At 65.6% G+C, this 25735-nt stretch carries 20 protein-coding genes and 1 pseudogene; 9 read left to right on the forward strand and 12 right to left on the reverse strand.

From position 1 onward, the window contains the following. Positions 1 to 107 precede the first annotated feature (107 nt). Complete coding sequence (locus tag ACI2LP_RS10170; protein WP_351455711.1) at positions 108 to 491, forward strand: GntR family transcriptional regulator; 384 nt, start codon at positions 108 to 110, stop codon at positions 489 to 491. Between the two features lie 216 nt (positions 492 to 707). On the opposite strand, the gene ACI2LP_RS10175 is transcribed toward ACI2LP_RS10170, so the two are convergent. The 4 genes from ACI2LP_RS10175 to ACI2LP_RS10190 form a co-directional block, all read right to left on the reverse strand. Continuing rightward, positions 708 to 1286: a flavoprotein gene (locus tag ACI2LP_RS10175; RefSeq protein ID WP_404724054.1), complete on the reverse strand. Its 579-nt coding sequence runs from the start codon at positions 1284 to 1286 to the stop codon at positions 708 to 710. Beyond that, on the reverse strand, positions 1268 to 2425 hold the full coding sequence (locus ACI2LP_RS10180; protein WP_404724055.1) for a helix-turn-helix domain-containing protein: 1158 nt from the start codon (positions 2423 to 2425) through the stop codon (positions 1268 to 1270). The genes ACI2LP_RS10175 and ACI2LP_RS10180 overlap by 19 nt, the downstream gene beginning before the upstream one ends. An 879-nt stretch (positions 2426 to 3304) precedes the next feature. Further along, positions 3305 to 3805 (reverse strand): DUF4411 family protein, encoded by a 501-nt coding sequence (locus tag ACI2LP_RS10185; protein WP_404724056.1) that lies wholly within the window; start codon positions 3803 to 3805, stop codon positions 3305 to 3307. After that, the gene (locus ACI2LP_RS10190) at positions 3805 to 4965 is read right to left on the reverse strand and encodes an ImmA/IrrE family metallo-endopeptidase (RefSeq protein WP_404724057.1); all 1161 of its coding nucleotides are present in this window, start codon (positions 4963 to 4965) and stop codon (positions 3805 to 3807) included. Before ACI2LP_RS10190 ends, ACI2LP_RS10185 begins: the two co-directional genes overlap by 1 nt. A gap of 412 nt (positions 4966 to 5377) precedes the next feature. On the opposite strand from ACI2LP_RS10190, the gene ACI2LP_RS10195 reads away from it, so the two are divergent. From ACI2LP_RS10195 to ACI2LP_RS10210, 4 genes are all read left to right on the forward strand, one after another. Next, positions 5378 to 5854 (forward strand): hypothetical protein, encoded by a 477-nt coding sequence (locus ACI2LP_RS10195; protein WP_404724058.1) that lies wholly within the window; start codon positions 5378 to 5380, stop codon positions 5852 to 5854. A gap of 20 nt (positions 5855 to 5874) precedes the next feature. Then, entirely contained in the window at positions 5875 to 8031 is a 2157-nt protein-coding gene (locus tag ACI2LP_RS10200; RefSeq protein ID WP_404724059.1) for a tetratricopeptide repeat protein, read from the forward strand. Next, positions 8009 to 8251, forward strand: coding sequence for a hypothetical protein (locus ACI2LP_RS10205; RefSeq protein ID WP_404724060.1), 243 nt, complete (start codon positions 8009 to 8011; stop codon positions 8249 to 8251). Before ACI2LP_RS10200 ends, ACI2LP_RS10205 begins: the two co-directional genes overlap by 23 nt. Before the next feature lie 825 nt (positions 8252 to 9076). Continuing rightward, entirely contained in the window at positions 9077 to 11098 is a 2022-nt protein-coding gene (locus ACI2LP_RS10210) for a hypothetical protein (RefSeq protein ID WP_404724061.1), read from the forward strand. A 1091-nt stretch (positions 11099 to 12189) separates the two neighbouring features. Here ACI2LP_RS10210 and ACI2LP_RS10215 read toward each other — a convergent pair. Together ACI2LP_RS10215 and ACI2LP_RS10220 are read right to left on the reverse strand one after the other, a co-directional pair. Next, complete coding sequence (locus ACI2LP_RS10215) at positions 12190 to 13428, reverse strand: LPXTG cell wall anchor domain-containing protein (RefSeq protein WP_404724062.1); 1239 nt, start codon at positions 13426 to 13428, stop codon at positions 12190 to 12192. 834 nt (positions 13429 to 14262) lie between these two features. Continuing rightward, positions 14263 to 14559 carry a GYD domain-containing protein gene (locus tag ACI2LP_RS10220; RefSeq protein ID WP_404724063.1) on the reverse strand — a complete coding sequence of 99 codons (297 nt, stop codon included), beginning with the start codon at positions 14557 to 14559 and terminating at the stop codon, positions 14263 to 14265. A 403-nt stretch (positions 14560 to 14962) separates the two neighbouring features. Here ACI2LP_RS10220 and ACI2LP_RS10225 point away from each other — a divergent pair, with 403 nt between their 5' ends. Further along, positions 14963 to 15403 carry a VOC family protein gene (locus ACI2LP_RS10225; RefSeq protein ID WP_404724064.1) on the forward strand — a complete coding sequence of 147 codons (441 nt, stop codon included), beginning with the start codon at positions 14963 to 14965 and terminating at the stop codon, positions 15401 to 15403. 207 nt (positions 15404 to 15610) lie between these two features. On the opposite strand, the pseudogene ACI2LP_RS10230 reads toward ACI2LP_RS10225, so the two are convergent. Further along, positions 15611 to 15875 (reverse strand): annotated as a pseudogene (locus ACI2LP_RS10230) (phosphohydrolase); the annotation flags it as partial. 2143 nt (positions 15876 to 18018) lie between these two features. Beyond that, positions 18019 to 18093 carry a 50S ribosomal protein bL37 gene (locus tag ACI2LP_RS10235; protein WP_099504217.1) on the reverse strand — a complete coding sequence of 25 codons (75 nt, stop codon included), beginning with the start codon at positions 18091 to 18093 and terminating at the stop codon, positions 18019 to 18021. Positions 18094 to 18260: 167 nt separating this feature from the next. Here ACI2LP_RS10235 and ACI2LP_RS10240 point away from each other — a divergent pair, with 167 nt between their 5' ends. From ACI2LP_RS10240 to ACI2LP_RS10250, 3 genes are all read left to right on the forward strand, one after another. Beyond that, entirely contained in the window at positions 18261 to 18620 is a 360-nt protein-coding gene (locus ACI2LP_RS10240) for a hypothetical protein (RefSeq protein ID WP_404724065.1), read from the forward strand. 337 nt (positions 18621 to 18957) lie between these two features. After that, positions 18958 to 20052, forward strand: a complete 1095-nt coding sequence (locus ACI2LP_RS10245; protein WP_404724066.1) for a sulfite oxidase — start codon at positions 18958 to 18960, stop codon at positions 20050 to 20052. Between the two features lie 44 nt (positions 20053 to 20096). Continuing rightward, the gene (locus tag ACI2LP_RS10250; RefSeq protein ID WP_404724067.1) at positions 20097 to 21449 is read left to right on the forward strand and encodes a rhodanese-like domain-containing protein; all 1353 of its coding nucleotides are present in this window, start codon (positions 20097 to 20099) and stop codon (positions 21447 to 21449) included. A gap of 93 nt (positions 21450 to 21542) precedes the next feature. On the opposite strand, the gene ACI2LP_RS10255 is transcribed toward ACI2LP_RS10250, so the two are convergent. The 4 genes from ACI2LP_RS10255 to ACI2LP_RS10270 form a co-directional block, all read right to left on the reverse strand. Further along, a complete protein-coding gene (locus ACI2LP_RS10255; RefSeq protein WP_404724438.1) occupies positions 21543 to 22292 on the reverse strand; it encodes a phosphate ABC transporter ATP-binding protein in 750 nt (249 codons plus the stop codon). 209 nt (positions 22293 to 22501) lie between these two features. Next, complete coding sequence (locus ACI2LP_RS10260) at positions 22502 to 23449, reverse strand: sortase (RefSeq protein ID WP_404724068.1); 948 nt, start codon at positions 23447 to 23449, stop codon at positions 22502 to 22504. After that, on the reverse strand, positions 23446 to 24744 hold the full coding sequence (locus ACI2LP_RS10265) for an Ig-like domain-containing protein (protein ID WP_404724069.1): 1299 nt from the start codon (positions 24742 to 24744) through the stop codon (positions 23446 to 23448). Before ACI2LP_RS10265 ends, ACI2LP_RS10260 begins: the two co-directional genes overlap by 4 nt. A 14-nt stretch (positions 24745 to 24758) precedes the next feature. After that, complete coding sequence (locus ACI2LP_RS10270) at positions 24759 to 25649, reverse strand: hypothetical protein (protein WP_404724070.1); 891 nt, start codon at positions 25647 to 25649, stop codon at positions 24759 to 24761. Between the last annotated feature and the right edge of the window lie 86 nt (positions 25650 to 25735).

Here is a 25735-nt window from a genome sequence, read left to right on the forward strand (position 1 = left end):
CACGGGGCGCTCGGGGCGGTGCAGTCAGATTGACCTAGGTCAATCTGACTGTCAAGACGTTCGGCCGGAGATCTGAGATTGACCTAGGTCCGGTTACGCTCGGAGCTATGGAATCCAGCCCTGACGCACCGAAGCCGACGGCCAAGGAGATCGCCGCGAAGTACCGCGGAGAGATCGCAGACGGCAAGCGAGAACCTGGCTCCCAGCTGCCCGCAGCGCGGAAGCTCGCCAAGGATCTCGGCGTGCAACTCATGACGGTGCAGAGCGCTTACGGCCAGCTCCGCGATGAGGGCCTGGTGCTCACCCAGCAGGGACGCGGGACGTTTGTCCGCGACCCTTCGGCGCCCCTCGGCACCGAGCCGGGCAGCAGTCCCGCTTTCGCTGCCCTGGCGGAAGAGCTCAGCTCGATTCATGACGCTCTCCGTCAACTCGGCGAGCGTCTCGACCGCCTTGAGCAGTTGGCTGGCAACGACTCTCCAGCCTCGCGGTGACTTCGTCCGCGCGCCTCAGCAGCCGTTCGACCGAGGAGCGCGCTTCCCTCAAACTCGCTTTGATCACTGCGAGTTCATCGGGAGTGAGGCCCCCCTGCTCGTTCGCTTGCTCATTGATCCCTGGCATGCCAACGAGCATGTGGCCGCGAACAGCAGAGGACCCGGACATAATGTCCGGGTCCTCTTTCCTTGCAGGTCAGGCAGGTTGACGATCCATCACTTAGTCACTTCGTCCACAGTATCGAGGACAGCCGACCAGGGCAGCTCTCTATCCGGGGGCGCATCGCGCGGCTCGTACAGCGGCCAGACGTCCGGCCCGTACACGAGGCGCACGCCTGCCTCTCGGAGCGCGTCGAGGTGTCGTTGCCACGCAGGATGCCGCGCGTGCGCGGCATTCACCCGGGGGAAGACGACGACAGGAAGTCCGAGGGTTCCGATGGCTTCGCCAACCTGAGTCAGCGCCTGATTGTCCGCGATGCCTGTCGCGAGCTTCGCGACCATATTGGAGCTTGCCGGGGCGACCGCGTAGCAGTCCACGGGCGGGTGCGGCCGGTCGTCTCCAGGGAGCCGCGGCTCCGCTCTTACCGGGAGGCCTGTCAGCCTCTCCAGCCGCTCCACTTCACCGCTCATCTGTAGCCAGTTGCCTGCGGTCGGCGTCAGCGTCACGGCTACCTGCCAGCCCCGGTCCATTGCGGGCTCGACCAACCCGATACGGAGCGCTTCAACTCCGCCGGCCCCCGAGCCGACGACTCCCAGAACCCCGCGCTTGCCCGTACTCACTGCACCGCCTTGCATCGTTGGGCCATCACGAACACCTCGGACGATCGGGAGCCCGCAGTCACCGGGGACTGCTTGGTCAGATCTCGCAGTGTCTCGCGGACCCTGGGATTGTTGCGTACGAGCTGAGGAGATGTCCGTTCGGCCTTGCGCAGCTCCGCGAAAGCGTCGTCACCGTGCCCCGCCAGCGACAGCGCGCGGGCGAAGTCGATACGGTGCGAAACGCTGCGCTCCTGAGGCATGTGGTCCACGTTGATCCGGCCGTTCTCCACCACGTATGCGACGTTATCGAGGTCCAGCTCGATGGATAGCCGGTGCAGCAGCACGTTCGTCGGACCGAACCCGGTCTGCCAGTAGTTCTCATCCGATCCGAGATCGTCCGCAAGCTCTTCGGCCTGGTTCAAGAGGCGAGTAGCCGTGGGACGGTCCTGGTGTCGCGCTGCTGCGACGGCAGCCCGCAGGTGAATCATGCCGAGCAAGCTCAAGGCGGCAGGATCACTCTCCGCTATTCGGGGAGACAGCCAGTGGGCCGTAGCGTCGCCCAGCTGCATCGCGGCCTCATAACGGCCGTTGGCGAGCAGGGCGTGCGTGCCGGAGCGCGCAGCCGAGGCCAGTACCAAGGGGTCGTCGGACGCATCTGCCGCCTGCATGGCTCGTTCGGCAGCGAGCCATGAGATGTCAGACTCCCCAATCTTCGCGAGCGTCGTGGCCGCAAGGTGGTGCGTACGGGCCGACACTGCCCAGCAGTCGTGGCCGTCCTCTTCGCGACGTGCTGCGCGGTCCTCCAACTCTTGAGCGGTCTGGAGGAGCGCGGGGAGAGCAGAAATCACGCTGCCGAGCCGACCGCCCTGGTAGTCGTTCCACGCCTTCTCGACATGCACCGCGGCCGGGGCGGGTGTCGGGAGCTGTGCATCTACCTCCGGCCCGAACAGGAGACGCGAGAGCCGCCGTGGGCTCATGAGCGCGTCACGCACAGCGGGCACATCGTCCTGCTGCTTCTCGTCCTCTACGAGCATGGACTGACCCACGAGGTCCCCGAGGGGAACCCGAAGGATGCGCGCGAGCTCCGCGAGCATGTCGATCCGCGGCGGCTTCCGTCGCCCGGACTCAGCCTTCGCCAACCAGTCCGTGCTGCGGCCGACCAGTCCGGCCAGCACCTCTTGCGTGTATCCGCGGCGTTTCCGGTAGAACGCGATTCGTTCGCCGATGCTGAGGTGATCTCCAAGACCACGCATGGGGTGTTGCCTCCCGCTGCTGTGTAGGGGCGTCTCTCAAGGTACCGACGTGGTGGTGAACGGGTAGCGGATCGGAGCCACCAGGCCACGGACAGCGTGTAGCTCTGCATAGGGGAATGCCCGGACGGAATGTCCGGGCCTGGGGGACTGCGCGCGATGGTGTCCCAGCTGTCCGACTGTCCGGTTAAGGCACTGACCTGGAGAGACAGCCCCGGACAGCTCACATGGGCGCTGTCCGGGCTGTCCGGTCGCCCGCGACGAGGAGGTACACCTTGCTCCGCATTGATGGTGACTTCACGACCCGTGGGGCAACCATTGGCGTCAGGAAGACCCAAGGGCGGGCGGATCGAGTTGTATATCGACTGCGACAGGCCCGCAGGCACTTGGGGACAACACGAAGGTAGTGAGCGCCACTCTTCCCCTTGAGAAAGCACATGAACTCATGGCCAAGCTGCTGAGCGAAAACGCCTTGGCGTCAGCATGCCCTGGCCATGCAGCAGGTAGACCAGTTGCTGTCTGAAGGCACGGGACCAGATGGCTGGTCACATCGGACGAAGACGGAAAAGTGTCACCTGTCTGGAGCTCCCGCTACAGACGGCTGCAACACACGGGGTGTTGCAGCCCGTCGACGCAGCCGACCTCTGTAGGGCCGTAGGAGCCGAAGGCGACTTCCTTCTCAAGAAGCGCCGCACCATGTCCCGTACCTAGCACCACCCGAGAAGTTGTTCACACAAACGGTGCCCACCTCTTCACCACCTGTTCAGTCTGAGCCCGCGTTGGGCATCCCATTCAGGTACTTGGTCAGGCGGCTGCGGAGAATTGGAGGTTAAGCCGAGCATTTGTGCTTCGCAGCATAGCAAATGTGTTGGCGTAGGCTACCCCCATACCGCCGCAGGCATCAGGAATTAAAACGCGCTTACGGGCCTCTGGGCGAGGCTGCTCGTGAGTGACAAGGGTGTGGTTGTGTGCCCTCGCGTAGGCAACGAGGTAAAAGTCTGCCGTGTTGGTCAGAAATTCCGTGACCGCGGCAAGCGTATAGTTGCGCTGGTTTGTCCAGTTAGTCAGCGCAGCGAAGTGCATGGTAGTTATGGCATCAATCGGGCGGAAGAATGCGTGGTTAGCTCGCGCCCAATCAGCAAGTTCATCGCCACCCCGAACGAGTTCGTCGCGGACGGGCTCGATACTGCACGCGATAAGGTTATTCTGGGCGTGCTCAAGCCACGCCCAGAATCCAGGCGCTATGTCGAATGCGTAGTATCTGTTCTTAGCCTCGATTAGCACGTTGGAATCGACTAAGTACATCAGGCGGCTCCGATCTTCTCGACCAGGGTTTGGAACGTCTGATGCTTCTTTGTACCAAGCAGGTGATACGCGTCTCGATAGGGAGTTCTTCCCTCGAAGGTATCGGCGATGACCGCGCGCGCGAACTGGCGGCTCAGTCGGATGGGCTGGCTGTTGTAGAAGTCGCCACCTTCCGAATCGCCTCGCCCTGCCTTCAACGCGATTACTCGATGAAGCTCGCCATCGTAGTGTTCTTGATAGTCGTCCCAACTGAGAAAGAAACGAGCATCGTAGAGCCTTTTGAGAATCACTAGAGTACTGACGCGGTACTTTCGCGCCAGCCGCTCCAACTCCGTTATTGCAGGTTCCCCCCGGTACTCAGTGCGAATCTCGGCCAAGGGAACGAGGACTTCTGCGGCTACACGGTTACACCAAAGTTCAGCGTCATTGTCGGAGGGGCGCGCCATGGCGGCATCGGACAGGGCGCTTTCGCCGAGCCAGACGTGAGCAAGCTCATGGACCATAGTGAAGATTTGGGCAGCCTTTGTGTCTGCACCGTTGATGAAAATCAGTGGCGCGGCTGGCTCAACAAGTGCGAAGCCCCGAAACTCCTCCGGCTTTAGCCTGCGATGGGTATCAGTACCCACGATTCCGCTGACCATGACGAGAACGCCGATCTTCTCAATACGGTCGATGAGTTTCCTTCGGGCGTCGTCCCAGGAGTTGAACGCCGAACGATCCCCAAGTTCGAAATTCAGCATCTGCCTTATCTGCGCAGCTACACGCTCGGGGGTAACGGAGGTATCGGCAGAACCCACAAAGTCAACCTCAGGCAAGCCGTGAGTCGTCGCATAACTGCGATACCACTCCTGCCGGGATTGGCAGGAGTAGATGGTTTCAAGAAGATCAACGGAGGGACGAGTGATAGCTCGGTTACCCAAGGTCCGCATGTCGGGGATTGGCACTGGTTCCTCAGGAGGCTCAGGCAAGAACAACAGCCCGAGCGGTGCATGCGTGGCGTGAGCGAACCGCTCAAGCTGTTTGAGCGTCGGCCGCGCGCTTCCGGCGAGCCACTCCTCAAGGTGGGGTACGCGCTGGGCGATCGTCTCCTCAGACCACCCGGCCCGCTCTACAGCCCACTGCAAGAGGTCGGGTTCTACTCGGACACGGACAATCACCACGACTCACCTCCCCCTTGACCTTAGGTTAGGCGCCCCAGCGGCGCTGCTGAACCCCCACTGCCAGTCACGGATCAGTTACTGATGTAGCTGTCTCTCTTCCCAGAGGTTGTACGGAGCATGCGGCCAAGCCGACACCGAGCATCCCAGGGTGCATCGCCTGAGCGCACCACCTGCTGCGGATAGCAGCGGTCAACAGCGGCGAGTGCACGGGATGACGCAGTCACTGGTTAAGGGGATCCGTGCAGATCAGGCTGCTGCGGGTTTGGTCTTTCTCCGGATTCCCAAGCTGAGTGCCCGGGGTCAGTTCCCGCCTGCTGCCAAGTCGCTTGGCCAGCTGACTACTTGTTCTGCAAATCAAGGCCTCTTGCGATCGCTGCGCCGCTACGGTCGAGCGTGAGCGAGGGGGCAAGGTATGACGGGTGTAGAGATCGCGATCGGCTATGTGTTCGCTTGGGCGGTGCGCAAGGCCCGCCGGGTGGCGGGACGGGCGGATGCCGAGGTGGACCTGGCGCTGGATGGGGCCATGGACCGGGTGCATGGGGTCGTCGTCCGACGGCTGGGGGATGACGCAGAGCTGGAGCGGCTGGAGGCGGAGGCCGCGGCCGGCCAGGACGAGCCGAGCGCGCTGACCCGGCACCGGGTGGGGCAGGTCGTGTCGGCGGCGGTGGAGGAGGATCCGGGCTTCGCCCGGGAGCTTGAGGCGGCGGTGACCGCGGTCCAGGAGGCCGCGCGAGCAGCGGGCAGCGCGGTTGCCGGGAGCTACGGGCTGGCGGTGGGTGGTGACCTGTCGGTGCAGGCTGAGAAGGGCTCCTTCGCCGCGGGCGTGGCCAACATCCAGGGCGGGGTGCAGCTCGAAAACCCTCAGCAGCCGGGTCCGGACCAGCCCTGACCGAACCCGGTAACGAAGCCGTGCCGCACTCAGTCGTACAGGCCAGCAACGGTGCGGTGGCCACCCGGCACCTCCATGCCGACAACATCTACCTCAATGGCGCCCGGCCCGACCCACTGAACGTCCCGGTCACGGTGGCGCCGCCTCTGGGCCTGCGTGCCCCGCAGCATCCGTTGCGGGGCCGCGATGCTCTGCTGGAGCAAGTGGAGTCGGCGCTGTCCACCCCTGGGGACTGGCGTGCACATGTGCTGGCCGGGATGGGCGGGTGTGGCAAGACGTCCATGGCCCTGGAACTGGCCTATCGCCGGATGCGGATGGGCCATGAGGTGTGGTGGGTTGATGCACGGCAGGCCACGACGCTGCAGTCGGGTCTGCGGGCGGTGGCCCGTCACATCGGCGCTGCCGATGAGCAGTTGCGTGCCGGGGATGTGGCGGACGTGCTGTGGGCGCGCCTGTCGCAGTACGGGCGCCCCTGGCTGCTGGTGGTGGATAACGCCGACGACCCCGCCCTGCTGGACGGTCCCGGACAGCTTAGGAGCGGCACCGGCTGGGTCCGCCCCCACACCAACAGCTTCGGCGGTGTCCTGGTCACCACCCGTGACAGCACCGCCGGGACCTGGGGCAGCGGCTGCGCCCTGCATCCAGTGCGCACGCTGACCGGCGACGACATCGGGGACGCCGCGCAAATCCTGCTGGACCACGTACCCGCACGGGCCGGTACCGCAGACGATGCACGCCGCCTGGCGGAACGCCTAGGCGGACTCCCTCTGGCGCTGATCCTGGCCGGTACCTACCTGGCCGAGGTGAACGACAGGCCTTCCGCGTACCGGGACCCAGATATGCCCGCGGACTTCGCCTCCTACCAGACGGCCCTGGACAATGGCCTGCGCCACGTGGACCCCGGGAACGTCATCAGCCAGACCTGGGCCATGTCCGTCGACCTGCTGACCAAACGTGGTGAACCCCTCGCCAGGCCCCTGCTGGAGCTGATCGCGACCTTCGCCGACGCTCCCCTGCCCTACACCCTGCTCCTCACTCCGGACAGGCTGGCCAACGCCGGGCAACTCGGCGACCTCGATGGCCCGGGCCTGTGGAGGCTGCTGACCGCCCTGGCCGGCCTCGGCCTGATCGACCTCTCGCCCACGACCACCGGCTCCGGTTCACTGGCCACGGTGCGGGTACATCCGCTGGTCCGCGACGCCAGCCGCAGCGACACGGCCCTCAGCACGGCCGTCTCTGCGATGCACAGCGCGGCGTTCGCCGACGAAACCGGGGTGCCGGAGGAACCTGCCTACTGGGACCACTGGCGGCTACTCCAACCACATGCCTCGGACCTCTTCCACCGGGCTACTGCCGCCAGCCTGCCCGACGATGTCATGCAGGACGCCGCGAGCGCAGGTGGCCTCGCGGCCCGACAGCTGTTAGCCCGCGGTCTCTACCAGCAGGCCCGAACCGAGTTCGAAACCGTCCTCGCCATCGAGCGCGAGACCCTCGGCGACACCCACCCGGAGACCCTTTTCACCCGGCACGAACTCGCGAGGGCGCTGCATGCCCAGGGCGAGCTGGCACAGGCCCGAACCGAGTTCGAAACCGTCCTCGCCATCGAGCGCGAGACCCTCGGCGACACCCACCCGGAGACCCTCGTCACCCGGCACAACCTCGCCGCGGTGCTGCACGACCAGGGCGAACTGACACAGGCCCGAACCGAATACGAAGCCATCCTCGCCATCGAGCGCGAAACCCTCGGCGACACCCACCCGCACACCTTATCCACCAGGCACGAACTCGCGAGGACGCTGCACGACCAGGGCGAGCTGACACAGGCCCGAACCGAGTTCGAAGCCATCCTCGCCATCCGACACGAGACCCTCGGCGACACTCACCCGCACACCCTCATCACCCGGCGCAACCTCGCGAGGACGCTGCACGACCAGGGCGAGCTGACACAGGCCCGAACCGAGTTCGAAACCGTCCTCGCCATCCAACGCGAAACCCTCGGCGACACTCACCCGCACACCCTCCTCACCCGGCACAACCTCGCGAGGACGCTGCACGACCAGGGCGAGCTGGCGCAGCCCCGAACCGAGTTCGAAGCCATCCTCGCCATCCAACGCGAAACCCTCGGCGACACCCACCCGCACACCGAGGCGACTCGTGCATGGTTGGCTTCGCTGTAACCGCACCACCTATGCACCACCCAGGACGGACAGCCTCGGTCAACAAGGGGCAGAACACCAACGGCAGTGGTCGCCCACGAGCCCAGTTTGTGCAGGTCAGCGACTCGGCGGCACCTACTTCGCCCAGCGCGACCCCGAACGCGCCACCCGCCGCGCGATCACCGCACTCAACCAGCTCGGCTACACCGTCACCCTCAACCCGATGGAGAACGCCGCCTGACCAGCAGACCCGGATACCCGGCGGCCCACCTCGACCACCGGGCACCCAGCCCTGCCCACACCCACCCTGACCAGGCTCTATTACGCGTCAGAGGGTCTTAAATCTTGAAAGGCGCAACCTCTCCGGAGCCGTCTGCGCAGCTCGATCTACAGGTGTCCCAGCTGTCCGACTGTCCGGCTAAGGCTGTGACCTGCGGAAACGAACCGGACAGCTCAAAGTGCGACTGTCCGGGCTGTCCGGTCACAGAGGCTGCAACACCCGGGGTGTTGCAGCCCGTCGGCGGAGCCGACCTGTCATGGGCCGTCGCGCCGCAGGCGACTCCGTCTAAATCCCGGACAAGATCTGGACGACACGTGGACGGATGGCGCACTGACCGCTATCCCGGCGTGTTCCCTCGCAGGCCAACAGCACTGCCGGGGTGCGAACGCCAGACGACTGTAAATCCGTCCGCTTAGCCTACCCAGGTTCGAATCCTGGCGCCGCCACGCGATAAAGAGGGCCCCTGATCTGCGGAAACGCGGATCAGGGGCCGTTGTCGCTCTCACGCTCTCTACCAGGTGCTGTGGACGGGCTAGCCCTGGTACGTCGGGCTGAATCCTTGGTGTTCGCCGCCCTCGCGCCCCCCTGAGGCACCTGCGTACTCCTGAAGCAGCACGGCGACGCTGTAGCCGGCGCCCTCGGCGTGCCAGCGCCAACGGCTCTAGTCAAGGCTGCACTTGCGCCCGCCACCCACCATCCAACAGCGGTAGCCCGTGCTGAGTGGCTGCCTCAGGGACGGCACTCGAGCAGAAATGCAGCCTAGTCGTGATCACTGCAATGGCCTAGGTGAACTGGCCCATCAATCCATTTGAAAAGCATTATATGGACATGAGATTGCAACCTATATTGAGGACATTTGTGGTGGAAGAAGGCCCATCCGCAGACGACGAAAAGCATTTCGAGGTGCTTGCGCTGGATTACGAAATGGCACGAGAAGATGAACGTACATTTCAGAATATACAGGCGGCGGTGGTTGGTCTAACGGTTGCCCTCTTGGCGGCTGTTGCAACCATAGTTAGCGACGCTTGCGAACTGCAGCATGAGGAAGAGAAGGGCTGCAAGCATCTACCCCCCCTTTTCCTCGCCGGTGCGCCTTCGATCCCATTGGCGACGCTCGCCTTCTTGCAGCTACTCGGAGTCGTAGCGGCTTTGCGTAGTTATTATCTGCGTGCCATAGAGCGAGAACTTCGGGGTTATACCAAATCCTCCCTCTCGGACCTCATCAAGATTGGGCCTATCCGGCCAGGATCGTATATGGGGCTAATGACTGAAGTCACCACAATGCGTAGGGGTAGAGCAGGGTACCGGATCTTGTCCGTTATGATCATGCTTATCGCGCTGGGCTTCTTCGGTGGCCTGACCTGCTACATAGCGATTCACCTCGGTGGGGCCTACGGAAAAGCCATGTTCGTCTTCTACGGGCTTGCTTTCGGGTTGCTGATAGCCGATGTTTGGGCCGCGACTCTGGGGGCGCGGAGTACGTTCGTGAAGATTGCAGACAGATTTGTCGCACGACACCTAAGGTCTGGTTCGACGCTAGTGCAGAGGCCAAGTGCAGAGGGGCGCTCCCTGGCCTCCTACCTGATCTTGCCGAGACCCGAAGACTGCATCAAGTGGCTTTTCATTCCTATCGTCTTTATCCTGGCCTCGTGGTCGAGGGGGGGACCTTACTATTGGGATAGGATGTTCTTTACTCTACTAATCGTCGAATTCCTCGTTTATTCTGCCCGCTATCAATGGAACGATGTCCGAGGCATTGAGGAAGACTCTGGGCATCCTGCGGCCCGGGAAAGAAGACGCCTTCCGTTCATGAAGGACGTGTCCCAGTTGCGTGTCGTGGTATACAGCAGCCTCATTACCGCGACTGCCAGAGTCATCAGTGCCGTCATCTTGGGATCGGCCATAGGTGCTACGACGCCGACACTACGCTTGATCGCAGGCGTTTTCATGATAGCTGCGGTATACGAAACCCTGCGAGCTATCGAATCCCATCACTACGTCAGGCGAAATCCGAATCTGGCACACTATGCAATCGCGGCAGGATTGTGGCTCCTTGTGGGACTCGGATACGTCATTCGTTTTCTTGCGGGCCTCGATGCAGCCAACATCCCTCCCTTAGGTCCGCTGACCTTCCCTGGTGCCGCCTTCGCATTCTGCTTCGGAATCATGTTCGTTCTGCTCACGTGGGTGCTCGAAGCCGCAAGCTACTGCCGAAAGGAATCGGACTTGCTCTGGTACGTGGTCGATGACGAATCATTGCGCGCGAAGCCTCATCTGGTGCTTTTGTTGTCATTTCTGTCCAGCCCGAAAGTACAATTCGAGGTAAAGCCGGGCGCGCCATCTTTTGGAGATCGTAAGCATATATCAGTTTTGGAACAGAGGGGCGCCTCGAAGTTGTGGGCTCCATGGAATCTGGCTTACTTTGCAGCGTCTATCGGTGGAGTCTTTCTTGGTGCGCGCCTTTCTGGAGGTGAGCTCCCTTCCCTGGGAATTGTAGTCTTGAGTGCAATATTTGCAGCTACTGTAGGATTCATTGGTCTCGCGAAAGCCTGGCAGATTACTGTTGTAGTCCTCCTGCTGGCGGCCATGACTGGCGCCGCCGAAATCGACATGAGTTTCGATAGTAAGCGTGCCATGCTGCTCATCCTTCCTTGGGCGATTGCCACAATGACCTATGTTGGGTTTAGGCGGCAGTCATACGGCGATTTGAAGAAGTTCCTAAAAGATCTCACTGAATGGGGTAAGGGGATCGTCGAATGGGTGATGAGTGTTGTTGTAGGCGGGAAAACCTGGGGTAAGGTCAAGTGAGATTAGCCGTGCAGTTGACTCGGTTACTCGGCAGCCGGGCCAGCCCGCTGTCTGTTCAAGCAGCAGCTGTCCGGGCTGTCCGGTTACAGCCGGCTGCAACACCCGAAAAAAGTTGCAGCCCGTCGGTGAAGCCGACCCTGGAAGTCGTAGGCGCCGGAGGCAGCTTCCTTCTCAAAGTGCCACACCACTCCGCACCACTCACAACGGTCAACGTCGGCGAGCCCGAGCGCCTGAATTCAACACCATCAGAGGGCGTCCGTGCAGGTCAGGCCCACTTCAGCGCCACATCATTCTCAGGATTCCCAAGCTCAGAGCGCGGGTTCGATTCCCGTCACCCGCTCCATGCAACGGCCCCTCCATCCTGCTTGTACTCGACTCGCCAGCCTCCGCCGGGGAGAGCGGCTACGACGGGGTTAGTCTTCGGGTCGATTGCCATGGAGCAAGTCTGGGACCCAATAGGGGCTTTGTCTCCTACCCCGCTGGTGTAGGTACCGGGACCGTGGGTGCGACAAGCACCTTTCGGATGCCTCCCTGCCTCCCCCTGTAGCGCCGCAGTCCTTCCCTCCGGATCTGTGTACGACTCGGGGCGCCCGGCGGGGCCGGACGGCGGGTCAGCGTGGGCCGCCGTCCGGCCCCGCCCGACACACCTACGACACACGGCGTGTCCCAGCACGCCCCAGGCCGACTTAACCGCAGGTCAGAGAGCTTTTAATCTAGAATGGCGCAATCTCTCCGGAGCCGTGTGCGCAGGTTCGAATCCTGCCGGGGGCACCCTTGATGAGGTGCCCAAAGACCCCGCCATCAGCGCTTTAGCTGAGAACGGGGTCTTCGCGTATGTGCAGCCGTATGCCACCGTGAGCGGTCGTATGACAAAGGCTGCGGCCTATTTGCGGGATGGATCATGGAGCGTTTGCCGAGGTCAGTCCCTGAAAATGACGAGGCCCCCGGACTAGTCCAAAGGCCCCAAGCGTTGCCGCTCGCTCACAGCTTGTTCTTCAACCTCGGGCTGTCTCGTGACAGCGACGGTTGATCGCCCGGCTCAGACCCTCCCCCGTGCCCACGGCTGAAATCGACGCATCGTCCGCACTGCCTCAGCGGCGGCGCAGACGCAACGCGATGAGCACACCGCCGGAGCCGATCAAAGCGGCGGCCAGGGCCGCGTACCAGGTGGTGTCGGAGGAGCCCGTGGAGGCCAGCGCACCGGTGGTGGTGCCGGGGGTGTTCGCGCCGGTCGTCGCCGTGTCCGTGGCCGAGGCGGACGGAGCCGGGGACGCGGACGCCGAGGCCGTGGGCGACGGCGTGGCGGACGGGGTCGCCGACGGCGTTCCGCCCGGCGTCGTGGTGCCGCGCTCGGGGGCGATGGTGATCGCGCCGTCCGCGCCCAGGAACGGCGTTATGTTGCCCTCGGTCAGCGAGCTCGACGCGTGCAGCTTCAGCTTGAGCGGCTTCTGGATGCCCTTGAAGTCGACCACGCTCACGCGAAGGGTGGTGCGGTGCATGATGAAGTTCTTGCCGATGTCCGACAGCTGCCACTTGTTCTGGCCATCGATCCGGGTGGCCCTGATGTAGCTGCCGTCGGCCGCGAGCTCCTCGACCACGAGCTGGGGGACGAACTGCGTGTCGTCGGGGCCCTGCTCGACCTCCAGCGTCGTCGCCAGGTCGGAGTCGAACGTCGCCGTGCCCTTGAGCTGGTGGATCAGGGAGACCTGGCCGTACGTGCCGGGCTTGATGGGCGTCTTCGGGTCGGACAGAAGGCGCAGACTGGCCGGACCGGACTCGACCTTCGGGCTGGTCTCGAAGACGAGGGTGTCGTCCTTCTCGCGCTGGGCATGGTTGAGCAGGTCGGCCGCGTCCAGCTTCAGGTTGCCGTTGTTTGAGGGGTACTTCTTGCCGAGGCCGACGGACACCTTCCAGCTCAGCTCGCCCTTGGCGGGCACCGAGAACGGGTCGCCCTTGGGCTTTCCGGCCGGGTAGAAGAGGCCCTGCGCAGAGCCGTCCTGCTGCATGACGTAGTCGTCCGTCGCCGGGGCGTTCACCGGTTCCACGTCGAAGACGATGTGGGAGGAGGCCACGGGGCTCGCACCGTCCGAGTCGGCGACCATCCACGGCAGGAAGTCGACCGCCTTGTCCGAGGAGTTCTTCACGGTGAACGTGAACGTCTCGGTAGCCCCGCCACGGGTCAGCGGCCCGGCCGGCGCCGGGGTGCCCAGCTCGATCGTGAGGGGCTTGCCGGAGGCCACCGGCGCCGCATACGCGGCGAGCGGGACGAGGGTGGTGCCGACGGCAGCGGCGACGGTGAGAGCAGCGGCGGAGGCGAAGCGAGCGGACATGGTGGACTCCCCCCAAGGAATCGACTAGGGGCCGGGCTTCCGCTGGATGGGCGGGTGTCGGCCGAACACAGGAGCAGCGCGGCGAAGTGCCGCGGCACGGTGAAGCAGATGAGAGGTGGTACGAGGCAGTTCGGGGTGGAACTGATCGGGCAGCGCGGAGAGGCTTACCGGATGGTGCGTGAACTCGCCTTCCGTCCGGCCCTGTTCGGTTCCGGCTGTGCGGCGTGTGCTCATCCTCACCCACCAAGATCGGCCGGACAATCCCCGTACTGTCACCACTCTGCAACAGCGCCCGTTCGCCAGAACTCACCGTTGACCTGGACGTTGGCCGGGCCGCGCGCATCCGGAGGCAGCGCGTCTCGGGGACGGCGTGGGTAAGGCCGGGTGACCGTCCCAGTGGCGGGATCTGTGAGGTCCTTGGTTGCGGCCAAGGCTTCGGCGGAGTCTGCTGATGTCCGGTTCGTGATCATGTGAGGCCGAGGAGTGCGAGTGGGCGCTGCGGGTCACGGGCGCTGCGGCGAAGTTCTGCGGCGATGCCCACGTATGGAGCTTTGCGCAGGTTCGAATCCAGCCGGGGGCACCCTGTTTGAGGTGCCCAAAGACCGCGCCATCAGCGCTTTAGCTGAGAACGGGGTCTTCGCGTATGTGCAGCGGTATGCCACGCTGGGCCGCCCTATGCCGGCGTCCGTGGACTATTCGTGGACAGGGAAGCCGGTCATCGGCGCAGGTCGGCCCACAACATGGCGGAGCCCCGGGACAGATCCAGGGGCTCCGGAGTGTCCCGCCCTGGCGGGTCACTCGTACTCGCGAAACAGGTCCTCGATCTGAAAGGCCTCAGCCAGAGGCTTTGGCGATGATGCGGTCCATCTCCTCCCGGCCGAAGGCCCGCAGGGTGGTGCTGCGGACGTTGCCCAACCCGGCGACCTGCAGGAGTACCGCAGTGGCGGTCTCGTCGTCGGGCGCCTCTACAACGGCCACGATGTCGTACGGACCGACGGTCCAGTAGAGGTTCAGGACCTTCACCCCCAGCTTCTGTGCCGCTGCGGCGAAGGCCTCTGAGCGCTGCGAGGTGTCCTTGTAGCCCCGGATCCCCTGATCGGTCCAGTTCAGCAACGAGACATATGTCGGCATGGTCTTTCACCCCTATGAAGGAGACGCAACACATCGTCGATCAATTCTGAGCACCATGCGCGCAATGCGCATTTGGAAGCAGGCCGGACGAGTGATACGAGCGATGAGCGATGAGCGATCGAACCCCTCAAGCGGTGGCCAGCTCCCCAGCACGAACCATCTGAGTACTCTGTCGCCCCACAGACATGGCAACAGCCGAGGCACACACCCGCAAGACGGATAGCGAGAGGGTCTCTGACCTGCGGTGTTTCGTCCGAAGCGGTACAGCTGGCGTGTGACGGGCACCGCTGCGTCAAGAGGTTTCTCGAAGAAGATGCGGCGGAGGATGTCGAGAACGGCCTGGCGGCTCCGTCTCAGGGGCAGATGCGGCCATCGTGGCCGTGCCACACCAAGGAGGCCCAGCATGACGATCCAGCGGATGGACAACGTCCTCATCGTTGTCGACGACCTTGACGCTGTCATTGCGTTCTTCGTCGAACTTGGCGTGGAGCTGGAGGGCCAGGCGCCAATCGAGGGACGTTGGGTGGAGCGTGTCGTCGGGCTCGACGACGTCCGACAGGACATCGCAATGCTGCGGACCCCGGACGGCCACGGCCGAGTAGAGCTGGCGATGTTCCACACGCCGAAGGCGATCAGCGCCGAGCCGAAGGACGCGCCGGCGAACACGCTGGGCATTCGTCGCATCATGTTCGCCGTCGACGACATCGAGGACGTCGTTGCCCGCCTGCGCACCCACGGCGCCGAACTCGTCGGCGAGCTGGCGCAGTACGAGGACAGCTATCGGCTCTGCTACGTCCGCGGCCCCGAGGGCATCATCGTCGGACTGGCCGAGCAGCTCAACTGAAGGCTGCCGAAGGGGCCGTGCACCCAAAGAATCTTCCGGGCACCCGCGCCCGGGAGCTGCGCCGGACCGCCGGTCGCGTACGCACCCGCGAGCTCCCCCCCTGACGACCAGGCACCCCGTGCCACGCGAACCTCCCTACGTTCTTCTACGGGACCGGGCGAGCCCTTCGTATGGTTGGCCCACCCAGGTCGTGCCGTACCGCTGCACGATCTCGTCCAGCCGTTCTGCGTGCTCTAGCTCGAACTTCCCCTCTAGCTCCTGCCTCAGTCCGCGTTCCTTTCGGCTTCCAGCAGGGCGCAGGAGTGGTGAGCTACTGAACGAACGACCCGCTCGTCTGCCCGTTCCTGGTCCCGGAGGAACCGCGCGCCGTCCAGCAACTCGGCATCGTCACCCATGATGGGCCCAAGGAGCGAGCGCGCTTTGCGACCCCCAGCGAGCGTGTCCACCGACACGGAAGCGGATCGGACAGCAGCGATTCGGAGAGCGAGTACGCCTACTCAGTCAGTCCCATGGCGGTCAGGACTACGGCCGGACGGTGGCGTCGGGAGAGCGCGCACGACCTCGCTCAGCAGCGACTCGCTGCTTCCACCACGGTGAACCACAGCCGACGCAGGGCCCATGGGGGAGTGTCCCATGTGTCCGACCGTCCGGTTGGGCTCCTGACCTGTTCATATGAACCGGACACCTCGTCGGCGTCAGTGTCCCGGTGTCCGGTCCTTGAAGGCTGGCGCACGATGGGCACGACAGTGCAGACCGCGCCATGCCGTCGAGTCAACCTGCGGCAATCGTCCAAGTTTTCGACTGAGGCCGAAGCTTAAATATCTTCAGAAGCGAGCATGCTTGCACAAAATAGACGTGCGCTGCTTAAGGAGCGGGATGCAGGACCCCCCTCAAATACCACGAGACCGCTGGGCAATTCCCCGGAAAATCGGCTACGTGTCAGCCGCACAGTATGCCCACTTCGTCGCAGCACCACTCCTAGCGGCTGCCGCCATATCAACTTCCGGAATAATGGCTGCCGATGCAGATAAATTTCGTTGGCCTGGTCCCGCCATTCTAGTGATGACGCTCTGCGCCGTATTGCTTGTTTCATGCATACAGTGCAGCTTCAATGCGGTGTCCCACCTCATGAGCCCAGCAGATCTAGATACTTGGTACGGAAACATGCAACGACCCCCGGATACTATTTTGATGCAGATTCAACAGCAGAGTCTCCGAACGTGGGAACGGGGGTCCGTTAAGGCAGTTCACCTCTATAACCTAGGGGTGACCACCCTCGGATTGGGCGCAACAATCGCGCTCGCACCCCCCGAGGGCGCCTCCATCAAGCATGCGGCATTCCGCTGGAGCGCGTGCATCATCGTCGGTATCGCCACAATTCATGTCTCGATCACGACGGTAAGTGTTTGGCGAAGGAATCGAACAAACTAGCGAGGTCATCGTGAGCGGATGGGAACCCGATCTAGACCTTTTCCTTAGGGCGCGTAAATTCTGCCCATTGTGCGCCGGAGTGTATATGGAGGAAGAAAAAGGAGGCTTCATGAAATTCAGGAGCCGCCATGCACATTTCTTCAATCACTCAAACAGCTGTGAGGCACGAGTCATTCCTACAGAGACGATGCTTCGGCTGTATCAAAACGAGGCGGACGTGCGAGCTGAAGTGGCTCGGATCAACTCCGGAAGCTCCACCTAAATTTACGCCGTGGATTGTGCCTTACGATCTGCCGGTTTCGGAAGACAAGGCGAATGTGATCGCCAAGGCAACGTAATCGCGTCCGCACACTGTGTCCGGGGGCTGCAACACCAAGGGTGTTGCAGCCCCTTGCACCTCGCTCAACGGGACGACTGTCTGGATCACTGGAACGCAAAAGGCCATCCGGTGCACCAAGGGCAGAAGTGGTAGCCGCGCGTCTGGTGCACCCTCCGATTGCGCGCCAGGTACTTCCAAAGCATCGACCAAGCCTTGCGAGGGAGCGCCCCTCCAGAACCGCCTGCGGCGTGAGAGCCGGCCGACGTTGAGCACTGGCATGGCTCCCCCGTCATCCGCTCGTTGGCGTAGCTGTACGGTGTCAGGTCCTCAAAGTAGGTCACGCACACAGGAGCGGCGCGCTGTCTGCGGACGCGGCAGACAAAATGGGTTGTTGACCTCGACTGCGTCTGCCTCGAGCCGGACATAGTCGCGGAACCAAGCCGGATGCCGCACTCGCGCCTTGGCCTTCGCCCGTGCCACGTCCTCCTTGGCTGTCTTCAACAGGCCGCCCGCACCCAGCAGTTCGGCTCCTTCTGGGTGAGGCCGGCCCGCTCTCGCAGGAGCTTCAGTTGTTTGCCCACTGCTCGGTACAGATCCGCCGCCCCGCCCGCGTCCTCCGGCGGGTCGGGGCGGCCCCTCCGTACCGATGAATTCCCTGGTCAGGGTACGGGCGTCCGGCCACGCAACACGCAAAGGGCTGCCTTGCCGTGGCGGCACGCTTTGGTTCTCGACAGGGAAGGGCCGGCCAAGGCCGTGCCTCGCGACCGCGCAGCGGCGCCAGACATCAAGAGCCGGACCCAGTCCCACCGGGTCCGGCTCTCATCTCGTACGCACGCGCAATTCAGGGGCGGTGCGCTCCGGCCGCTCAGGCGTTGGGGCGCTTGCCGTGGTTGGCCTTCTTCTTCTTGCGTCCGCGTCGCTTGTTGCCTCGTTTGGCCATGGTGCGCATCTCCCTAATTCAGGACTTTCCTGACTTTCCACGTTTTCGTCAGTCTAGAGTCGGCCCACGGGGTCCGCATCAGCCGTGCGGCCGTGTCGATCTCGGGGTGCTGTGTCCGGCCACGCGACGCACCCTGGACACATGGCCGCGCATCTGGAGGTGGGCTGATGAAGCTCCGCAAGGTGCCACCCGGGTGGGGGGAGCCTCTCCAGCCGCCACCCGGCTACTTCGGATTCGAAGGCCGCGTACCCGATGAAACGCAGCGGCGCCTCATCCTCGACTGGGCGGTGAATCAGCGGATCGCGAGCGGATGGCGGGTGGAGTCCCGCTCGGAGACGCAGGCAATCCTGGTACGTGGCGAGCCGCTGAACCATGTGCTGCACGCCATCCTCAGCCTCGTCACCTGTTTTCTGTGGGCCTTCGTGTGGGTCGCTCTCAGCGTGACGAACAGGGTCGAGCGGGTGGCCCTCACAGTCGATGCGCACGGGCACGTGGTTGCCGTGCATGCTCCGGCGTCCTGCCGTTGATGGAGGAGAAGGGGGCGCCAAGAACAGGTGCGGACACGACAGTCCCCGGCGGTTCTTGTCAATGCGAAGCGTCTCAGTCGTCGCTAGACGCTCCTGCACCGACAGAATCTGCCGGGGGCCTGGCCAGAGCCGGGACAAGGGTCACTCGGGCCTTCGGACGTCTCCTCGGGCGGTGCGGCTCTTTCCGGTTGTCCGGTGTATTAATGAGTCTCCTCTATATTTCGCACGAGTCAAGGTTTTTGTTCTGATATCTGCGGATATCTCCCGCGGGATCCCGGTCGTACGCTGGAAACAACCCTCGTCGCGTTCGCCATGAGCCTGGCCGAAGGTGCCGCCAATGACCGCATCCGCTATTCCACGCGGGCCGGGTGCCACGGCCTGGGCACCCGAGACAGTCACGGACGAGCCCTACAACGCCCAGACACCGTGGGCCGCGCTGGCCGAGCCGATGACACCCGTGGGTGCCTTCTTCGTACGCGACCACTTCGGGGTTCCGCGGACCACACCCCAGCGGTGGCGGCTGCGGCTCGGCGGCGCCGTGGATGCGCCCTTCGACATCGGCTATGACGAGCTGCTTGCGATGGCGCGGCTGGAACTCGACGTCGTACTGGAATGCGCGGGCAATGGCCGCAGCCTGATGACTCCCCGCCCGCCGGGTCTCCAGTGGGACCAACGGGCCGTCGGCTGCGCACATTTCGCGGGCGTGCCGTTCCGCTCGCTGGCCGAACGGGCTCGGATCGCGCCGGATGCCGTGGAAGTCGTCTTCACCGGAGCCGACTCCGGCACCGTGCACGGTCGACCGGTGGTCTTCGAGCGCAGCCTTCCGCTCGGCGTGGCCCTGCACCCGGACACGCTCCTCGCCACGCACATGAACGGCGAACCCCTCGCCCCCGAGCACGGGGCGCCCGTGCGTCTGGTGGTTCCCGGCCGGTATGCGGTCGCCGACGTGAAGTGGCTGGTCGGCGCGCGGGCCGTCACGGAGCCGTTCGTCGGTGTCTTTCAGGCCGAGGAGTACGTCTATGTGGCGTCGCGAGGCACCACCGACGGGCCCGTGACGACCGTACGGGTCAAGTCGCTGATCACCACACCCGAGCCGGATTCGGCAGTCCGCCGCGGCACGGAGACCCTCGTACGTGGTCGGGCCTGGTCGGGGGCCGGGGTGGCCGTGCGTCAGGTCGAGGTGCGCGTCGAGTGCGAGGACGAAGAGGGAGCCGGTGACCGGGACTGGCGCGACGCCGTGCTCGAAGTGCCGGCCGGGCCGTACGCCTGGACGGGGTGGTCGTACCTGTGGACGCCGCGGCGGCCCGGTCAGTACCGGCTGCTGGCCCGCGCGACCGACGAGCACGGCGACACCCAGCCGCCACGGGCGCCCTGGAACGCCCAGGGCTACGGCTGCAACCCAGTGGCATCGGTGGAAGTGGTCGTCGTATGAGGGCCCCGGGACAGCAGCCCCGAACAGATACCGGAGGTGACGGTATGAGCGAGATCGAGATCATCACCACCCCATCACTCGGTGACACCAGCTATCTCCTCGTCAGCGGCGACGAGGCCGCGCTGGTCGACCCGCAGCGGGACAGCTGGGGGCTGATGGAGTCCTGTACGTCCAGGGGGGTGGGGATCCGGTACGTCCTGGAGACGCATGTGCACAACGACTACGTCTCCGGGGCGCTGGAGGTCCGCGCGGCGACCGGTGCCACGGTGGCCGGACCGGCCCGCGCGCCGTACGCCTTCGCGCATCTGCCGCTGGCGGAGGACGACGAGATCGTCGTCGGCGATGTCACCGTGCGGGCGATGGAGACGCCCGGGCACACGGCGGAGCACACCTCGTACCTCGTTTTCGACGACACACGCATGGCGCCGACGGCCGTCTTCACCGGAGGCAGCATGCTCGTCGGGAGCGCGGGCCGTACCGACCTGTCCGGCGACGACCGTACGGAGGAGCTGGCCCGGGCGCAGTTCCGTTCGCTGAGGCGACTTTCGCTGCTGCCGGACGCCACCCGGGTGCTGCCGACACACGGAGCAGGCAGCTCCTGCGCGGCCGGGCCGGTGTCGGGGGACAGGACCACCACCGTGGGCGCCGAGCGGCGTACCAATCCCTCGCTGACCATTCAGGACGAGGAGGGATTCGTCAGCCGGCGGTTGTCGGGTCTGCCGCCGTACCCCGCTTACTACCGCTACATGGCGCCGATCAACCGGTCCGGTCCGCAGGTGCTCGGTGGCCCGCCCACACTCCGGCCGCTCACACCGAGCATCGTGGAGGGGCTGGTCGGGGGCGGTGCGCACGTCATCGACGGGCGCGACCGCAGAACCTTTGCCGCAGGCCATCTGCCCGGAGCGCTCTGCGACGAGCTGGACGACCGGTTCGCGAGCCTGGTCGGCGAGGTCGTGCCGTTCGGTGCGCGCCTGGTGCTGGTGCTGCCGGAGCCGGAGGGGGAAGCGGCCGAGGAGGCGTTGATGCAGCTGCTGCGGATCGGTTACGAGAACATCGCGGGGTATCTGGCGGGTGGCGTCGGCGCCTGGCAGGCGGCCGGTCGGCCGCTGCGTTCCTTCCGTACCGCGGACGCACCCGAACTGGCCGGGCACATTGCCGAACGGCGGGTGCTCGACGTACGGCCGGAGCGCCCCGAGGGCGGCATTCCGGGAACGCTCGCCGTGCCACTCACCGAACTGCCCAGGCGGCTCGGCGAGTTGCCCAGGGAGCGCGAGATCTGGACGGTCTGTGGGAGCGGGCGACGGGCCACCATCGCGGCGAGTCTGCTCGACCGGGTGGGCATCCCCGTGACGGCGGTGGTCAGCGGTGGCGTGGGGGACCTGATGGCTCACGCCTGACACAGACATGCCTGACACACACACGCACGACGGCTGACTGAGTACGGCTCGCTGGTGCGCGCTCCTGTCGAAGTGGGGTGACGCACCGGAGAGCTACCCGAAGCGGCCCTCCACATAGTCCGCCGTCCGCGGGTCCGACGGCGCCGAGAACATCGCCGACGTGGGGCCGTGTTCGACGATCGCGCCCGGCGTGCCCTGTTCCGCGAGGAAGAAGGCGCACTGGTCGGAGACCCGCGCCGCCTGCTGCATGTTGTGGGTGACGATCACGATCGTGACCTCGTGGACCAGTTCGCGGATCGTTTCCTCGATGCGGCGGGTGGACGTCGGGTCGAGCGCCGAGCACGGTTCGTCCATCAGCAGCACCTTGGGGCGCACGGCCAGGGAGCGGGCGATGCACAGGCGTTGCTGCTGGCCGCCGGAGAGTGCGCCGCCTGGTTGGCGGAGGCGGTTGCGGACCTCCTTCCACAGGCCCGCCTTGGTCAGGCACTCCTCGACGAGATCGTCCTTGGCGGCCCCGCCCACCCGGATGCCGGTGAGTTTCAGGCCGGCGGTGACGTTGTCGTAAATCGACATCGCCGGGAACGGGTTCGGCTTCTGGAACACCATGCCGATCCGGCGCCGCGCCTCGGTCAGCCGTTGGCCGGTCGCGTAGATGTCCTGGCCGTCGATCAGCACCTCGCCGGCCAGTGAGGCGGACGGGACGAGTTCGTGCATGCGGTTGAGGATGCGCAGGAAGGTCGACTTGCCGCATCCGGAGGGGCCGATGAGGGCCGTGACCAGGCTCGTCGGCATGGTCAGCGAGACGCGGTCGAGGACTTTGTGGTCGCTGAACCAGGCCGAGATCCGGCGGGCCTCAAGGGTCGCCCCACTCGCCCCGCCCGCCCCGCTGCTCCGGGACCCGTCGGTGTGCGCCGGAAGCGGGAGGGTCGTCTCGATCTGGGTGGTCTGGTCGGTCACGGCACATCCTTGTTCGGCGGAGACTCGGTCGGTGTCGGTTGGGGACTCGGTCGGTGTCGGTTGGAGACCCGGTTGGGGACTGGTCGGAGACTCGGTTACAGAAGGTTGGGGAGGAGCAGCGCCGCCTGGTCGGCGACCGCGAGGCCGAGGGCGCCCAGCAGCGGAACGCCGACCACCCATGTGTGCGGCCGGCCCCAGCGCGCATGCGCCCAGGCGACGGCCGCGGCCGCCAGCACCAGCGCCTGGCCCCACAGCACCAGCGGCAGCCAGGCCGTTTGCTGCATGGCCATCGGCTTCTCGTCCTCCGGCAGGGCGCCCGGCGGGACCGAAGCCGACGGTGTGGGCTGCACGTCCGAGACCAGGTCCGCGTCCACGCGCAGAATGCCCCGGGGCATGAACGGGGTCCCATCGGCGGTGGTGAGCGTGAGGCGGCCCCGGCCCGCGGTGAGTGCCGGCGGCTGGGGGTCGCCGGCCCGGCGCGCGCCGATGACCTTGTACGTGTGTTTCCCCTGGCCCGTGGTCACCGTGAACCGGTCCCCCTCGGTCAGGTCGCCCAGGTGCCGGAAGGACCCCCCGTAGGTCGCCTGGCGGCCCATGATGACGCTGACTCCGGCCTGGCCCGGCAGCGTGGTGTCCCGGCGGTGGCCCGCGCCCCGGGCCAGGTCCCCCGCCGTGGTGCCCTCACGGACCACCTCGCGCAGATGGAGCACGGGGATCTCCAGCAGCGCCACCGGCTCGCCGGGCGCCGGCGCCGTACCGCCGCCGGCCGATCTGCCAACGGGGGCGACCCCGTTGGCAAGTGCGGACCGGAAGTCCGCGTAGTCGACCTGCCGGTCGCGGGCGTGCCGGAGGTCGCCCACGAGGCCGACGTCGACGACGAATCCGAGCAGCAGCGCGGCGAGGATGCTCAGCGCGGCGCCGACGACGCGCAGTCCGGGGCCGGCGGCCGGGCGGCGGGGTGACGAGGGGGCAGGTGGCCTGCTGTCGACCGGCGACGGGGCGTGCCGGGGCGCGGCGTCGGCCAGGGCAACCGGTGCCGTCATCCGATCCTCCGCTGCGCCGAGGTGGCGTAACCCCAGGCGTATCCGGGGCGCTTCGCCGTGATGGTGACGGTGATCAGATGCCCACGGTCGGCCTTGGTGGGGTAGTACGTCACCCGCGTGGCACCGCTGATCACCCGCCCGTCGCGCTTCCAGACGTAGCTGTACGTGGTGGCCGCGGGGGTCCATGTCCCCGGCTTGGCGGTCTGCCGGTAACCCACCTTGGCCGTACCGGTGATCGAGGGCCTGGTCACGTTCCTGAGGGCCGGGCCGAGGCCCACGGTCACGGCCGGGCTGGTCGCCGTGGTGCTGCCCGTGCTGTTGGTGGCGACCGCCCGGCAGGAGGTCTTGTGCGGGTAGTCGGCGGCGAGGAGCGGGCGGGTACGCGTGGTCGCGCCGCTGATCACGGCGGAATCGCGGAGCCAGGCGTACGTGACGGAGGTCGCGCCGCCGAACGCCACGGTGCAGGTCACCGTCGAGCCGACCTTCGCGGTGCCGGTCACCTTCGCGGGCGTCGTGACCGCCGGGGGCTTGATCTTGACCGTGTAGGTCAGGGCGGCGGAGGCCGAAGTGCCGTACGCCGCCGGGTCGGACGGCGTGAACTCCGCCTTCAGCGAGTGGGTGCCGACGGCCAGGCCGCTGGTGGTCAGGGTGGCCGTTCCCGCGGACACGGGGACAGAGGCGCCGAGCTCAGCCGCTCCGTCAAGGAAACGCACCGAACCGGCCGCCTCGGCCGGGGCGACCGTCGCCGTCAGCTTCACGGCCGTGCCCACGACGACCGGGCTCGCAGGCGCTGCCGCGAGGGTGGTCGTGGTCGCGGCGGCGGGCGCGGTGCTCTGGTACGCGGTGTTGGAGGTGAACCAGACGGGGGCGGTGAAATCGCCGTACGTCGTCGAGCCGAACGCGGCCCGGCAGGTCAGGGTGAAGTCGTAACGGCCCTGCAGGGTGGTGAAACCGGCCGTGCTGGCGTAGTCCCGCATCGTCTGCGTCAGTGGCACCACGATGCCACCGCTGCCCGTGGAGCCGTACGTCTCGATCGGTGAGTTGCTCACCACGTTCTGGCCCTCGGCCGGGAAGCCCGAACCCTTCACCGCGACGATGAGGTTGGTCGCCTCCGCCGGGCACGGGCCCGCGGTGGTCAGCGTGATCCCGCTGGTGTCCGTACCGGTGGCCGGGGTCACCTCCATCGAACCGAGGACATCCGCCCTGGCTCCGGCGGTGCCGAACGCGAGCGCGCCGGCGGCGAGGAGCGATGCGAGAGCGACCGACAGAGGTCGGCGTGCAGTCGAGAACTTCATGGTCTCTCTCCGTCTCAGACGTTCGGGGTGTCGGTGACGGAGAACTCTTCGCGCGTGCGGGTCCGGCGGACGACGGTGATGCCCCCGGCGAGGAGGAGGACGGAAGCCACGCCGACCATGGCCACGTCGGTGCCGGTGGCCGCCAGGGATCCCTTGCCGCCCGAGGAACCGCCGTTGACGTCGGTGGAGATGCCCTGGGAGCCGCCGCCCGGGGTCGCGGTGTCCGTCGGCAGGGCCGTGTCGGTCGGCGACGCCGTGTCGGTGGGCGAGGCGCTGTCGGTGGGCGAGGCGGTGTCCGTCGGCGAGGCGGTGTCGGTCGGACTCGCCGTGTCGGTAGGGGACGCGGTCTCCGTCGGCGACGGGGAGCCGGTGTTGGAGGGCGACGAGGACGGTGTGGCCGTCGGCCCGGCGGGGTCGGTGTTGCGGTACGCGGTGTTGGACGTGAACCAGATCGGCGCGGCGAAGTCGCCGAGGCTGGTGCCGTTGAAGGCGGTGCGGCAGGTCAGGGTGAAGTCGTAACGGCCCTGCAGGGTGGTGAAACCGGCCGTGCTGGCGTAGTCCCGCATCGTCTGCGTCAGCGGCACAACGATGCCGCCGCCCGGCGTGGTCGCGTACGTACTGATCGGCGAGTTGCTCACCACGTTCTGTCCCGCGGCCGGGAAGCCCGAACCCTTCACCGCGACGATGAGGTTGGTGGCCGCGTCCGGGCACGCCTTCGCCGTGGTCAGCGAAATCCCGCTGGTGTCCGTGCCGGTGGCCGGGGTCACCTCCATCGAACCGGCGGCATCGGCATACGCTGCCGTCGCGGCGAGCAGGCTGGCCGCGCCGGACGCCACGATCAGCGATCCGAGGAGGACGGCGGTCGGCCGGGATATCAGAGTGCGGGACGTGAGTGTGAAGGACACGGTGTTCTCTCCCTGTGGCTGATGGATCAAGTGCTGGTGGTGCTGGTGGTGCTGGGTGTGTTCGGTCGTTCAGTCGTTCCGGCGTT

It is taken from the genome of Streptomyces sp. NPDC019890 (assembly GCF_044903445.1).
Taxonomy (GTDB): domain Bacteria; phylum Actinomycetota; class Actinomycetes; order Streptomycetales; family Streptomycetaceae; genus Streptomyces.

What these genes read in the sequence shown, in the direction of transcription:
- ACI2LP_RS10260 (WP_404724068.1), bottom strand. Translation starts at nt 23,449, where the DNA reads ATGACGGCACCGGTTGCCCTGGCCGACGCCGCGCCCCGGCACGCCCCG.
- ACI2LP_RS10225 (WP_404724064.1), top strand. Translation starts at nt 14,963, where the DNA reads ATGACGATCCAGCGGATGGACAACGTCCTCATCGTTGTCGACGACCTT.
- ACI2LP_RS10215 (WP_404724062.1), bottom strand. Translation starts at nt 13,428, where the DNA reads ATGTCCGCTCGCTTCGCCTCCGCCGCTGCTCTCACCGTCGCCGCTGCC.
- ACI2LP_RS10245 (WP_404724066.1), top strand. Translation starts at nt 18,958, where the DNA reads ATGACCGCATCCGCTATTCCACGCGGGCCGGGTGCCACGGCCTGGGCA.
- ACI2LP_RS10170 (WP_351455711.1), top strand. Translation starts at nt 108, where the DNA reads ATGGAATCCAGCCCTGACGCACCGAAGCCGACGGCCAAGGAGATCGCC.
- ACI2LP_RS10240 (WP_404724065.1), top strand. Translation starts at nt 18,261, where the DNA reads ATGAAGCTCCGCAAGGTGCCACCCGGGTGGGGGGAGCCTCTCCAGCCG.
- ACI2LP_RS10195 (WP_404724058.1), top strand. Translation starts at nt 5,378, where the DNA reads ATGACGGGTGTAGAGATCGCGATCGGCTATGTGTTCGCTTGGGCGGTG.
- ACI2LP_RS10185 (WP_404724056.1), bottom strand. Translation starts at nt 3,805, where the DNA reads ATGTACTTAGTCGATTCCAACGTGCTAATCGAGGCTAAGAACAGATAC.
- ACI2LP_RS10250 (WP_404724067.1), top strand. Translation starts at nt 20,097, where the DNA reads ATGAGCGAGATCGAGATCATCACCACCCCATCACTCGGTGACACCAGC.
- ACI2LP_RS10175 (WP_404724054.1), bottom strand. Translation starts at nt 1,286, where the DNA reads ATGCAAGGCGGTGCAGTGAGTACGGGCAAGCGCGGGGTTCTGGGAGTC.
- ACI2LP_RS10265 (WP_404724069.1), bottom strand. Translation starts at nt 24,744, where the DNA reads ATGAAGTTCTCGACTGCACGCCGACCTCTGTCGGTCGCTCTCGCATCG.
- ACI2LP_RS10220 (WP_404724063.1), bottom strand. Translation starts at nt 14,559, where the DNA reads ATGCCGACATATGTCTCGTTGCTGAACTGGACCGATCAGGGGATCCGG.